Origin of the sequence: Vibrio sp. B181a, assembly GCF_030248375.1 — a bacterium.
GTDB lineage: Bacteria > Pseudomonadota > Gammaproteobacteria > Enterobacterales > Vibrionaceae > Vibrio > Vibrio campbellii.
In genome coordinates, this window is the sequence record NZ_JAHGAD010000081.1 from 31,271 (window position 1) to 43,654 (window position 12,384).

Here is a 12,384-nt window from a genome sequence, read left to right on the forward strand (position 1 = left end):
CGTGGGAAGTGGGGAAGAAAGAGAATCTAAGGTGAAGACTTCTCAATTTGAGAATGGATATGCGTCAAGTAGGGTTCGCAATTTGGTAGCGTTCAATAAGAACAGGAATGATGCAGCTAGAGGAGTAATGAGCTTTGATGGTCTCAATTGCGTTATGACGCAGTGAATACTGTTCGCTGTGGCTCATGCCTAACCATTGATTGATTTTGCCGATAAGTGAGACGATGTTGTGAGCGAGGAATCCATTTCTTCCATCTTCGATGAGATCGGGCAGTCGACCAACTTCCAGGCTTATCACGACAATGCCACGAGCCATAGCCTCCAATGCTGCCATTGGTAACCCTTCATAACGGGATGAAATCACGAGGACGCTGATGTTGCTCCAAATAGCATCCATGTCGCTTTGGTATCCGTGAAATATGACATTAGAAGGTGTATTTTCAACCAATGAGCTCTTTTCAGGGCCATCTCCGTAGATAGAAAAGGGGTGGTCGGGAATGTGTCGCGCGACTTCCATAAAACGATCTGCGCCTTTCTCGTGACTCAAGCGGCCTACAAAAGCGATTTCTTTATAGCGGCAGTGGTGGTTGGGAATGGAGACAAAATTATTAAGTAATTCTGATTGAGCAGGGAGCTTGTGTTGTATCGCTTGGCTAACCGCAAAGCAATGATCGGAAAGACGAGCTGAGTGTCGGTCAAGCCAGTCGTACAGCCAGACTCTCCCTTTGGGCGTCTCGCCTGCATGAAAAGTAGAGATAAGGCGGGGGAAGGTACGCGTAAAGAGCTTCGCACCTCTGGCTAGTAACGCTGATTTGTATCCGTGAGTGTGTATAACGCTAGGTTGGTGTTCGGCTATCGCACTGGTCATTTGTTTAATTGGGATATTCTTGGAACGTTCCGATTTTGGACAGAGGTGCCAGAGGTAACTGAAGGGAATGTTGGCATGTTCGAGTTTTCCAACCAGGGGTGTGGGTGGTGAGTATTCTGACACCAACACCACTCTTACATGAACATGCGACGCTTGTAGTCCTTTGCTGAGTTCGATAACGTGACTTTCGATCCCTCCAAACACACCACTATCCAATAGTATCCAGACTTCACCCGCAATGGGGACCTCAAGATTGTTTGAGATTAGCTTCATCCGCTTCCCAAGCTTGTTTTTTGCGATAGACCGTTGAGGGGCTGAGTTCCAACATCACCGCAGCGTTAAGTACGTTTCCATCACAGTAAGCAATTGCGTTTTGAATCGCCTCTCGCTCGACTTTCCACATCGGACGAATGCTGCCGTCTGAATTGAAATAGACTGAAGCCCTTTGTACTCCAGAGATAGTTGGTTGGCTTTCAGGCTCAGAGAAAGAATAGGCGGCGCTTGTTGGCTCTGAGGTTGGGAAGGCTTCATTCTGCACGGAGTAGGTTTGTTCGGTAATGATGCTTGTTTCCTCTGCGCTCTCAGCATTCGCAGGCGATACAGAAGGCGTCTTTTTCGGCTTACGAGTCAGTTGAACAGGCAAGTGCGTTAGCGTTACCTTATCGTCATCATTTAATACAACAATGGTACGAATGATGTTTTGTAGCTGTCGAACATTCCCTGGCCAGTCGTAGCTCTTAATGACATGCTGAACGTCGTTACCGATGTGTTTGAACTTCTTCTTATCTTGTTTGGCATAAGTGAGCAAAAAGTGCTTCGCTAGCATGACAATGTCACTGCCTCTTTCTCTTAGCGGCGGCATGTCGATGGGGACGACATGAACGCGATAATACAAGTCTTCACGAAAACGACCTTCTTCTACCTCTTTCAGAGGGTCTCGGTTGGTTGCACAGATAATACGAACATCGACTTTCATCTCTTTGGTGCCCCCGAGAGGCGTGTAGGTTCCCGTTTGCAGAAAGCGTAATAACTTTTTCTGCATCTCTAGCTCCATTTCACACAGTTCGTCCAAGAATAGTGTGCCACCATGAGCAAGGGTCGCTGCACCTTTACGATCGATGGTAGCGCCAGTGAAAGCCCCCTTTACATGGCCAAATATTTCGCTTTCCATCAAATCACGAGGGATAGCGCCGCAGTTAATTGCAATGAATGGCTTGTCTCTGCGATCACTTTGTCGGTGAACCGCTTCGGCACACACTTCTTTACCTGTACCACTTTCACCAACGATAAATACGCTAGCTGAGGTCGGGGCAACTGCATCAATGGTTTTGTAAACCGCCTGCATTGGAAGACTAGAGCCAATAAATCCGTGATAGTTGTGACGATCGAAAGTCGATTGAATGTTCTCGACGAGATTTTCTAGTTTGGCGCGTTTTAAATGCAAGGCAACGGAGGTTTTCAAACGATCTGCGTTGATGGGCTTTTCTAGGAAATCTTCTGCTCCTTTCTGGATCAGGTTGACGGCTAGATCAACGCTACCATGCGCCGTTGCGATGATGACAGAGGTTGGAATCTCATTCTCATTAATCCAATCAAGAACGTCTTCACCGGACATGTCTGGAAGTTTTAGGTCGAGAATAATAAGTTGTGGTTTGTTGCTCTCAATGAATTGAATCGCCTCACGGCCAGTTTCAACGTGAAAAATGTCGTACGGTTCATCTTTGACGTACTGCTTATAAAGTATGGCTAGTGAAGTAGAGTCCTCTACCAGTAACACCCTTGGTCTCATAATCCTTTCCCAACTTGTATAAATTGTTGTTTTAATCCGTTAAGTCGGCTTGAGATTCATGCAGTGATGATGAATTCAATTTATTACCTCAAGCAAATGGCTTGTTCGCGCTTCTCATTTTGAGAATCTTTATATTTAAGTATTAGCACACACAGTGAGGATTGCTGAAAGTTCTCTATTTTTAGTGGATTAAATTCGTTTTCTTCCTGCTTAGTCTTCAAAACCTTGCTCTTTTCTTTGGTTTAACGCGAGAAATGATAGTTCTGCAAGTTCTGGTAATGATTGGCAGAGCTCAAAAGCGAGATCGGTGTCGCCTTCGACACAATGTTTTTCTATGGTACGAGCGTGTCGTGACAGAGTGCGGTTACCCAGCGCGAGGGCCGAGCTGCCTAACGTATGCACCTCAAACTCTATCATTTCTTTATCTTGGTTGCTTAATGCTTGCTGGATTTTTTCAACGCGCTCTCGGGACTCTTCAATGTAGTGCTCTATCAACGTGGGCATGACCTCTGCACATGTGTCTTTGATCATTTGTTGGAGAATCAACTCGTCGACCAACTCTGCCTCTAATGCTGTGCCTGTTTGAGTATTCATAGTGTGCGCTCCCTATAGGGTAAACAATTCACTGTTTTTGATTTGTTCAGATATTTTTGCTTTGAGCTTTTCTGGCACAAATCGTAGCTTTTTGATCTGGCGAAGGAGCTCGTCTTTGAGGTCAGCGTTGTGTTTCATGTTAAGCACCGCGCCCAAGAGATTGGCATTACTTGTCTCTAATAGTGCTTTGGCTTGATCAATTTGGCTGGTGGTAGTCGAACCATAGCAAGCAACTAATACACATGCATTGCAGACTCCGGCAACTACTTGTGCCGGAATATTGCTTCGGTTCATGCTAAGCAGAGGAGAGGTGTCAATCACCACTCGATCGTATTGTTTTAGCCAAGCCTCGACGGCGTTGCGTAGCATTGTCGGATCTCGGTAAGCAAGCTGTGTACTTGCCAAAGCTGGGACTGTTAATCCTACTAATGTTTGATGATCTCCTTTACGAGCGATCAATTGTCCCACTTCTTCACTGTCTTCATCGAAGGCATGTACCGTACTATAAGCGGGCTTAAATAGGTTCAAGTCTACATACAGGGTTCTATGTCCGGCTAGAATTAAACGTTCCGCCAAGGCGGAAGCGACAGAGGTTACGCCGTCTTCAGATTGGCAAGCAACCACACAAATAGACTTATAACCTTTGAGCTCACTTTGTAGATAGATTTGCTCAATCTCGGCATGTGTTGCGGGAATGGTCATTACAACGCTCCTATCAGTACGATGGTGGTGGTGATTTGCAGCAAATCACGCAAACCAGCACGAGCTTTTTCGGTAAAGCTTTCATCTTTATGCGGAACGTAAATTGTATCGCCAGCTCGTATCACAGGTAGATCGTAGATGTTTGCAGTCTTGCTGAATTCAGCCAAGTTAAAGACTCGAGCCTGACCTTGGCAGCAAGACATGTTAACCACACTGATTTTCTCGACATAAGCGCTGTCACTGGGTCCACCAGCTTCGGCGAGTATGTCGAGAATCGTCATGTTGTCATTAAAAACATAACGACCCGGTGAGTGAACTTCCCCTAATACGCGAACAGTGGACTCTTTCGAACGGTCTAACCAGTTCCTATCTTTTTCTGGGATGTAAATCGTATCGCCTGGGCGAACATCTGGGAGAATGGACTCATCACCCGTTTCAAAATAAAGTGATAGGTTGAGCTTGCTGACTTTGGCGTAGCCCAATCCACGGTGTGTCACTCTAATATTGTGAATGTCAGCATCCTTTGTCGGTCCATCCGCTGCTGAGAGAATGTCAAGGAAGTGCATCTCAGTCGTAAAGCGGTATCGACCTGGTGCATTGATCTGGCCAAAGACGTAGATTGAAGCATCAGAGCTTTGACTCACCCACTGCGATTTGTTGTCGGATGGATCGTCGGGAAGCGCGTGTACACGAACCACAGTACCAGCGGACACCCTTGGCAGTTTAGAATGCGGTGACCCCTGAAGTATGTATTTGTCTAAATCGAATTTGGTGACTTTGCCGTTGTTGGATACTTCCACTTTGCTGGTGTCTGCGCGGCGAGTAGGGCCGCCAACATGAGCGATCAGGTCTATTAAATCCATTTCGTCCGACCATTCGATGCGCCCGGGACGAACAACTTCACCCATCACCGCAACGGCGCGACTCGGCGCGACTTTGAGCCAAGATTTTTCGTTCATATCTGTCTTCTCTGGGACAAATATCGCATCGCCCGGACCTACTGCGGGTACGCGCTGATTCGACAGCCCTTCGGTATGCGAAGTTAGATCGAAACTGATCACGCCACCGTCGGCTTTAATGACGCGGATTTGGCGAGATTCAGCAAAACGTGTCGGACCGCCTGCATTGGCGAGAATGTCCATAAAACTCGCGCCTTTTTTACCTTCATAAGCGCCTGGATGAGCAACTTCACCCATGACATAAACCACGTTTGCACCAGCTTTAATTTCTTCTTCTTGTTTTGGTACAAAAATGGTCGTGCCGGGCAGAACTTCAGGTAGTAAGCTTTGGTCGCCCGAGTCTAAATAGCGCTTAAGATTAAACATGACGGGCGTGTTATTAGTGATCACGCGGATCTGTTCCACACTGGCGTAACGAGTAACACCGCCGGCACGCATGATCACGTCAACGAGCGTCGTATTGGGTTTGTAAGTGAATGAACCGGGTGCATTCACTTCACCAAACACTTTAATGGCACGGGCGGAATCGGCACTGTCACCAGAGTTTGCGAATTTCGCTGCATCGAATTCTTGCTCGATATTCCCAACTAGAGGGGATGCAGGGACGAAAAGCACATCTAAAGATTCTAGAGCTGGTAGTTTGGAATCATCGCCAGTATCGAGAAAAAGTTTATAGTCGAATTCTATGTTCTTGTTACCGCGCTTGACGATGATTTTGTCCAATTGAGCCCCGGCCCGCAGACCTCCTGCTTCATAGAGGAACATTTGAATGTTGGAGCCAGAAGGGAGTGTGTATTCTCCTGGTTTGACCACATAACCTTGCACGGATATGAGTAACTGTTGCTCCTTAACGAAGACACGCACGTTGTCCACATCCCTAAAAGCCGTTTTGAGGTTATCTGTAATCACATTTTGTAGCTGGGCTTCGTTGTAACCAGCTACAAATATCGGCCCAATCTCCGGCAAATTGATTCGGCCACGTTTGTCGACTTGGAAGCCTTTGTTAAGAGAAGCTTCACCGGGTAGGTTGATTTGCACTAAATCACCGACTCTAACCACGTCATCTTCATCAGCCCATGCAGAGCTCATCGTGGTGATGATACACAGCATAATCAGGGAGATGGTTGCTTTGAGGATTCTCATAATGTGCCTCCCATGTCCATGTCTGCGCTGGTGTCAGATTTCGCATTGAGAACTTCAATGCTGACACGGCGATTGGTTAACCGCACTGCGGGTGTTTGTCCGTCGTACAGAGGCAGCGTTTCACCCACGGATTTTGTTTGCACACGGTCAGAGGTAATGCCAAATACGTTTAAATAGCGTTTCACTTGTTCTGCTCGATCTTGCGCTAGCTTTTGATTGTATTCTGGCGTGCCGGTTGCGTCAGCGTGTCCGGTTACAACCAATGAAAGAGAAGGGTGGTCACGTAGGATGTAAGCTGCTTCTGCAAGGTGCCCCATGTATTTAGGGTTAATCTCTGCAGAATCGATGGCGAACTGGTTATCCACGTTCAGTAGATCATAAATGTTGGCGACGATGTTGAGGTCGCTGCGTAGCGCTTCGATGTCTTGCGGTGGCTTACAAGTGGTTTGAGATAGCACGTAGTCCAATTGGAGCTCAAGTTGGTTGAGACGACGACGTTGAATTACGATGTCGTTGGCGGCATCCAATAACAATCCACCTTCAAGTTCACGAGCAATGCGATTTTGTTTCTCAAGTGCTTGAACGACCGCTGCAGGGAAGCACCAACGAGCACCTTCTTGGATCAAAGCATCTAAATGCAACTTGGTTAGTTGCCAGTCGAAACGCAAACCATGTTCAGGGCCAAGAGGTTCGTCTGGCATCACAGGTGAAAACTGATAGTTCTCGATGGAGATGTCTTGGTAATTTTCCGCCATGCCACCCTTGCCATTATCAGGGTAGTCAAATGTCGAGCAACCAAACGTGCCAACTACAAGACTGCACAACACGCTTTGTCGTAAGAGTTTCACCATGCCAACCTCCGTATTAACCGGTTTTTTAGTGACCTTTTGAATTGACCGGAATCGCGTGATTGATACGTAGCAGGCTCATAATTTCCAATGGTTGTCCCGATACGTTTTCGATGATCATACTGCGTTCACGTTCAACTAGGCGCTTATATAAATAAACAATGGCACCAATACCTGAAGAATCAAGAAATTGGACGTGTTGCAGGTTTATTTCTACTTCCTTGTGATGATCACTGTGAATCACTTCATCAATTTGATGCTGTGCTTGACGGCAGCCTTTTGCGTCTAAATCGCCAAAAAACTCAATGGTTAAGGTATTTGGTGCCGTTTCTTGCTTGCGTAATTCCATGCTTCACTCTCCGTTTGAAGATTTCTTGGGTTCAATAGAGCAGAGAGTGTGCCAATTGTGAATGTCTTTAAAAACAGAGGTTTAAACTAATAGCGAGAAGGGTTTCATTTTGAGAATACTTGTGTTCTCAATTTGAGAATCAAATAAACGTAAAAATCCCCCTGTTTTAAAGTGCCAGATCTGTCTGAACTTTATGTATGTTGTTGCATTTAATTGCGAGTTGGAGTTGCGATTGATCGAAGAACGTCAATTGTGGTTAGGCGTTTATGAATAGATGCGGTTCAATAGGTAAGCTTTATTAAAAAGGTTTCCTCATGCCATTAAGAATGACATTGATTGCACTTGCCGTGATTGCGTCCGCACAGCCGCAAGCGGGTCCACATTTACATCCTCCGGTTTCACTCGCGGATTCTTATCGAGACGGAATCGATATTTCCCAATATTGGTACAGCGAGAAGTTGGACGGTATTAGAGCTTATTGGACAGGCCAGCATCTGGTTACTCGTAATGGAAATCGCATATACGCACCGGAATGGTTCATTCGCGTATTGCCCGATTACCCATTGGATGGGGAGTTGTGGGCAGGGCGAGGTAACTTTCATCTTGTGCAACAAACGGTATTGGATAAGACGCCCATTGAAAGCGCTTGGCAGCGTATCGACTTTATGGTGTTTGACATGCCTTATTCGGCAGGAGATTACAGAAAGCGCTACTACAATATTCAGCATTTAGTGCTTGCAATGGATGCACCGCATATTAAGTACGTTGAGCATCGTGCCATTCAAGATGAGAAACATTTGTTTGAACAGTTAGATCACATTTCGCAATCTGATGGCGAAGGAGTGATGCTTAGAAAAGTGTCAAGCCGTTATCAAGCAGGCAGGGGAAGTGATTTACTCAAATTAAAACGTTTTGCAGATGCAGAAGCGACTGTGATAGGGTACAAGCCCGGCACGGGACGGCTACTGGGAATGATGGGAGCGGTGCTAGTTCGATTGACGGACGGGACTGAGTTTTATATAGGCAGTGGCTTTACCGATGATGTGAGGAAATCACCGCCAAAGATTGGCTCGACAATCACGTTTCGATACAACGGATATACCCATAACGGGAAGCCTCGGTTCGCGCGATTCTTACGAGAACGAATTTCTCAATGACAAAGTTTGGTGTGTTGTCTCTTCACTGATTACCAACCGTTACCCCGCAACGTTTGAATAAGCCTTTCCAGAATTGAACGTGCTCTAAAGTCTCTCTGCGAAATTGTTCATGTGCTTCTTCAATACCATAACCCGCACCGTGCGCTGCCATTCTACGCTCAACTAAGTTAATCCCACCCTCTAACTGCTGATAAGTGCCATCAACAAAGGCCATGTAAGGTTGCACTTCTGCAACATAGATGGATTGAAACACATTTCTTAAATACCGAAACTGAGTGGTATCACGGTTAGCACCGCAAATAATTTTGTCTTGGTTTGCTTCGAGCATCTGTGTGGTGTGATTTAACCAGTGAGTCGCATCAATTAATGTGTAATAGAGTCGGCCAATGAGACGCGTTTTTTCTAGCTCTTCTTGGTAGTTCACGATGGTGGTTTCAGGTAGTCGAGAAAGCGTGCGATAAGGGGTTTGGTACATGGCATTCAACACGAAGAAAGCATCCCGTACGTGAGCGACCTGTTCTTTGCTTTCCAAGGGGAGCCACGCGGAGCCAGTAAGTTGTTTGCGCATTGCGTCACTGGTGAGCAGCATGTTGTCGAGGTGTACTGTCAGGTGATGCCATTTCTGATCGTACAATCCGCTGAGCTTTGTGCTTTCTTCATCACTCAATGGGTACTCACTCAAGCAGCCATTCAATGTTCTAAGTAAACTGGTTTGATAATCAAAATCGTAAAAAGCGTCTTGCACTTTCCCGAGCTGCGAGTTTTTTTCCGCAATCAAATTGAACAATCCACATTGACGTAGTTGATAACTTTCTAGTAACCCAAGCGACAGGCGAGGGAGCTCTTGGAACAGCTCCCGTTTATCAGGAATGGTAATCGCAGGTGAAGGTTCAAGCGCAGATTCCGACACGTCTAATACATTCGCCAGGCGTTGGTTGTATTTCTCAAACACTGCTTTCTCCGGGTTGAACCACTCGTTACACCCACTTAGCAAGGTTATTGATAGCGAAAGCGTTGTTGCGATAAGTGAAGTTCTCACAGCATTTCCTTTTTAATCACTCAGATAAGTATACCTTCAGACGGCCGTGAGAGATCAAAAAAGCCAGCGGATGCTGGCTTTAAAATGATGCGTTCAAATCGAGTCACGCTTTAATTTGAATTATTGCTGAGAGAAGTTTAACTGCACTTCTGGCTCTTGGCGATGCATCCAACGCAGGCGGATACCCAATAGGAATGCAGCAGAAGAAAGACCGATGATGAAACCTAGCCAGAAACCCTGTGCACCCATAGGCTCAACAATCCAATCTGTACGGCCAAGCACGTAGCCGATAGGCAAACCAAGCAACCAGTAGGCAATGAAAGTACGGTTGAAGATAGCACGCATATCTTTGTAGCCGCGCAGTGCACCAGCTGCGATAACTTGAACCGCATCTGTACATTGGTAGATTGCAGCGAACAACAATAACACCATCGCAAGTTCAACTACTTCTGGGTTATTAGTGTAGAGCAGGGCAATTTGCTCACGGAACAACACCGTTAGGATAGCGGTCATCATTGCAAGCGCCAGACCGACCATGACGCCCACGCGAGAAGCGACTCGTGCACCGTCTACGTTTTCTTCACCCAAGCGGTGACCTACGCGAATACTTACTGCCGCGCCCACACTCATTGGTAGCATGAACACAAGCGAAGAGAAGTTAATCGCAACTTGGTGCGCGGCAACAATAATTGACCCTAGTGGTGAAACCAAGAGTGCTACCACAGCAAACAGGGTAACTTCAAAGAACAACGCCGCGGCCACAGGAAAGCCCAGTTTGAACAGACGAATTTGCGCTTTAAGTTGAGGTTTGTGGAACTCACCAAATAGATTGATGCTCTTTAGGCGAGCTGAAGTTGTCACGTAAAGTAGTAGTAAGCCAAACATCACCCAGTACACGATGGCTGTTGCAACGCCACAGCCAACACCACCGAGTGCTGGAGCACCGAATTTGCCGTAAACGAAAATCCAGTTAAGTGGAATGTTCAGCATCAAACCAATAAAGCCGATAAACATTGCAGGCTTAGTGAGAGACATACCATCAGTAAAGCTGCGCAAGGTTTGGAACAACAAGAAGGCTGGAACCGCGAAAATAACCGCATGGATATAGCCAATGGTCTTCTCTGTCATTGCTGTTTCGACATCCATTAACTCAAGAATGAATTGGGTCTGGAATAACACTCCGATGATTGGAATGCTGATCAGTAGCGCAAGGACAATGCCTTGTTGGATCTCAAATGGAATCTTAACGCGACGACCTGAGCCATTAAGCTGAGCGACTACCGGCACAAGTGCCATTAATAAGCCCACACCAAATAAAATTGATGGAAGCCAAATACTTGCTGCCACAGAAACCGCTGCCATGTCGGTCGCACTTACGCCACCTGCCATTACGGTATCTACAAAGCCCATCCCCGTTTGCGCGACAGAAGCGATCAACACAGGGGTTGCTAATTTTATAAGACTCGATGCTTCTTCTTTATAGCGATGCACGAAATACTCCAGAGCGGAACAATAGGTTGTAAAAGAAATTATTTGAAAAGATAGGGAGTACTTGAGGACAAAAGATGTGATGAACTGATCTGATGGTTGATTTTAGTCACTATAAGGTGAAAAAATGCCTCGAAGGAACTCCGCGCAGATGATAAACAATTGTATGCTCCGATGCCATACCTACAACATGTGGAATTTTGGTTAATTGGTAGGCGATTGTAAAAATCAGCTGTGGACGTTTGTCTTGGCTATCAATTGCGTATAACAAATAGGTAAAAAGAATGTTTACAGGAATTGTTCAAGGTACGGCTAAAGTCGTTCATATCGACAAGAAAGATCGTTTTCAAACTCACGTTTTGGTGCTTGAAGGAGCATTAAATGAAGGGCTAGAAATTGGCGCATCTGTCGCGCACAACGGATGTTGTCTCACTGTAACCAAAGTCGAAGGGACTCAAATCAGCTTTGACCTAATGCAAGCGACGTTAGCGCTGACCAACCTTGGTGAGTTAGAGGAAGGCGACAGCGTAAATATTGAGCGCGCGGCTAAGTTTGGCGATGAGATTGGTGGTCATAGCATGTCGGGCCACATCAGTTTGATGGCTGAAATCTCGGAAGTGATTGATACACCAAACAACCGTACGATTTGGTTTACGCTACCGCAAGAATCCATGAAGTATGTACTTGCTAAAGGTTATATCGGCCTCGACGGATGTTCACTGACGATTGGTGAAGTTGAAGACAATCGTTTCTCTGTTCATTTAATTCCGGAAACACTAGAAAGAACACTATTTGGTCGTCGCCAAGCCGGAGAAAAGATCAATGTGGAATTCGACCCGCAAACGCAAGCGATTGTTGATACGGTAGAACGTGTATTGGCCGCGAAGCAGCTTTAGATCTCCGAGCAATAGTTGGCTTTGCCTAACCAGGTAAAAGTAACAGAGTAAAAATAACAAAGGAGCACTCGAGGCTCCTTTTCTTATTTCTATTGGGGGGATAAGTTGTTACTCGTAGTTGTCGTCGATGAACAATTCGACTTTCTGCTGCAACTCATCAACTTTCATGTTGAGGTGAATCGCATGACAACAGGCCGGACAGTCATCATAGAACTCTTGGTTACCATTACTTGCATCGAGAGTGATGCCGATTGAGTGCCCGCAGTGGGGACATTTCACATGTCTTTCAGTGTAATTTTGCATACAAAAACTCCTAGTATTGCAGGGCTTTTAATACTTTGTTGTAGAGAAAATACAGCCCTTAGTTACTCGCTTATCTCTTAGAGTTAGAGATACAACGTAAGCCGAGTTACTTTGAATATTAGGTGCTCTTGTTGCTAATTGAGTCGAAATAAGTGCAAAAGTTGACCCCAAACCCAACGTTGGGCTTGGGGTCATTATCTTGGGTGATGTGCGTCGAAGTTTTACACTCAGTAATGATCTTTCCCTTCC

12 protein-coding genes are annotated in these 12,384 nt (G+C 45.9%); 2 read left to right on the top strand and 10 right to left on the bottom strand.

The window, feature by feature from the left end; all coding sequences use genetic code 11:
* Positions 1-64: 64 nt before the first annotated feature.
* The 7 genes from KIO97_RS23870 to KIO97_RS23900 form a co-directional block, all read right to left on the bottom strand.
* Positions 65-1,141 (bottom strand): glycosyltransferase, encoded by a 1,077-nt coding sequence (locus KIO97_RS23870; RefSeq protein WP_285384137.1) that lies wholly within the window; start codon positions 1,139-1,141, stop codon positions 65-67.
* Positions 1,116-2,657: a sigma-54 dependent transcriptional regulator gene (locus tag KIO97_RS23875; protein ID WP_285384138.1), complete on the bottom strand. Its 1,542-nt coding sequence runs from the start codon at positions 2,655-2,657 to the stop codon at positions 1,116-1,118. Before KIO97_RS23875 ends, KIO97_RS23870 begins: the two co-directional genes overlap by 26 nt.
* A gap of 210 nt (positions 2,658-2,867) precedes the next feature.
* Positions 2,868-3,251: an Hpt domain-containing protein gene (locus KIO97_RS23880; RefSeq protein WP_050904803.1), complete on the bottom strand. Its 384-nt coding sequence runs from the start codon at positions 3,249-3,251 to the stop codon at positions 2,868-2,870.
* A 12-nt stretch (positions 3,252-3,263) separates the two neighbouring features.
* Entirely contained in the window at positions 3,264-3,953 is a 690-nt protein-coding gene (locus KIO97_RS23885) for an AAA family ATPase (RefSeq protein WP_285384140.1), read from the bottom strand.
* On the bottom strand, positions 3,953-6,055 hold the full coding sequence (locus KIO97_RS23890) for an SLBB domain-containing protein (RefSeq protein WP_285384141.1): 2,103 nt from the start codon (positions 6,053-6,055) through the stop codon (positions 3,953-3,955). The genes KIO97_RS23885 and KIO97_RS23890 overlap by 1 nt, the downstream gene beginning before the upstream one ends.
* The gene (locus KIO97_RS23895; protein ID WP_285384142.1) at positions 6,052-6,906 is read right to left on the bottom strand and encodes an OmpA family protein; all 855 of its coding nucleotides are present in this window, start codon (positions 6,904-6,906) and stop codon (positions 6,052-6,054) included. The genes KIO97_RS23890 and KIO97_RS23895 overlap by 4 nt, the downstream gene beginning before the upstream one ends.
* 25 nt (positions 6,907-6,931) lie before the next feature.
* Entirely contained in the window at positions 6,932-7,252 is a 321-nt protein-coding gene (locus KIO97_RS23900) for an STAS domain-containing protein (RefSeq protein WP_005528376.1), read from the bottom strand.
* A gap of 314 nt (positions 7,253-7,566) precedes the next feature.
* Here KIO97_RS23900 and KIO97_RS23905 point away from each other — a divergent pair, with 314 nt between their 5' ends.
* Entirely contained in the window at positions 7,567-8,409 is an 843-nt protein-coding gene (locus tag KIO97_RS23905; protein WP_134976926.1) for a DNA ligase, read from the top strand.
* A 22-nt stretch (positions 8,410-8,431) separates the two neighbouring features.
* Here KIO97_RS23905 and KIO97_RS23910 read toward each other — a convergent pair whose 3' ends face one another.
* The gene (locus tag KIO97_RS23910; RefSeq protein WP_134976928.1) at positions 8,432-9,448 is read right to left on the bottom strand and encodes a DUF3080 domain-containing protein; all 1,017 of its coding nucleotides are present in this window, start codon (positions 9,446-9,448) and stop codon (positions 8,432-8,434) included.
* A gap of 120 nt (positions 9,449-9,568) precedes the next feature.
* Positions 9,569-10,939 carry an MATE family efflux transporter gene (locus tag KIO97_RS23915; RefSeq protein ID WP_228173970.1) on the bottom strand — a complete coding sequence of 457 codons (1,371 nt, stop codon included), beginning with the start codon at positions 10,937-10,939 and terminating at the stop codon, positions 9,569-9,571.
* Between the two features lie 281 nt (positions 10,940-11,220).
* Here KIO97_RS23915 and KIO97_RS23920 point away from each other — a divergent pair, with 281 nt between their 5' ends.
* A complete protein-coding gene (locus tag KIO97_RS23920; protein ID WP_228173969.1) occupies positions 11,221-11,832 on the top strand; it encodes a riboflavin synthase subunit alpha in 612 nt (203 codons plus the stop codon).
* A 108-nt stretch (positions 11,833-11,940) separates the two neighbouring features.
* On the opposite strand, the gene KIO97_RS23925 is transcribed toward KIO97_RS23920, so the two are convergent.
* Complete coding sequence (locus KIO97_RS23925; protein ID WP_005427574.1) at positions 11,941-12,135, bottom strand: CPXCG motif-containing cysteine-rich protein; 195 nt, start codon at positions 12,133-12,135, stop codon at positions 11,941-11,943.
* Positions 12,136-12,384: the final 249 nt, after the last annotated feature.

Excerpts from the sequence above, each read along its gene's own strand:
- KIO97_RS23870 (WP_285384137.1), bottom strand. The coding sequence starts at position 1,141 with ATGAAGCTAATCTCAAACAATCTTGAGGTCCCCATTGCGGGTGAAGTC.
- KIO97_RS23875 (WP_285384138.1), bottom strand. The coding sequence starts at position 2,657 with ATGAGACCAAGGGTGTTACTGGTAGAGGACTCTACTTCACTAGCCATA.
- KIO97_RS23880 (WP_050904803.1), bottom strand. The coding sequence starts at position 3,251 with ATGAATACTCAAACAGGCACAGCATTAGAGGCAGAGTTGGTCGACGAG.
- KIO97_RS23885 (WP_285384140.1), bottom strand. The coding sequence starts at position 3,953 with ATGACCATTCCCGCAACACATGCCGAGATTGAGCAAATCTATCTACAA.
- KIO97_RS23890 (WP_285384141.1), bottom strand. The coding sequence starts at position 6,055 with ATGAGAATCCTCAAAGCAACCATCTCCCTGATTATGCTGTGTATCATC.
- KIO97_RS23895 (WP_285384142.1), bottom strand. The coding sequence starts at position 6,906 with ATGGTGAAACTCTTACGACAAAGCGTGTTGTGCAGTCTTGTAGTTGGC.
- KIO97_RS23900 (WP_005528376.1), bottom strand. The coding sequence starts at position 7,252 with ATGGAATTACGCAAGCAAGAAACGGCACCAAATACCTTAACCATTGAG.
- KIO97_RS23905 (WP_134976926.1), top strand. The coding sequence starts at position 7,567 with ATGCCATTAAGAATGACATTGATTGCACTTGCCGTGATTGCGTCCGCA.
- KIO97_RS23920 (WP_228173969.1), top strand. The coding sequence starts at position 11,221 with ATGTTTACAGGAATTGTTCAAGGTACGGCTAAAGTCGTTCATATCGAC.
- KIO97_RS23925 (WP_005427574.1), bottom strand. The coding sequence starts at position 12,135 with ATGCAAAATTACACTGAAAGACATGTGAAATGTCCCCACTGCGGGCAC.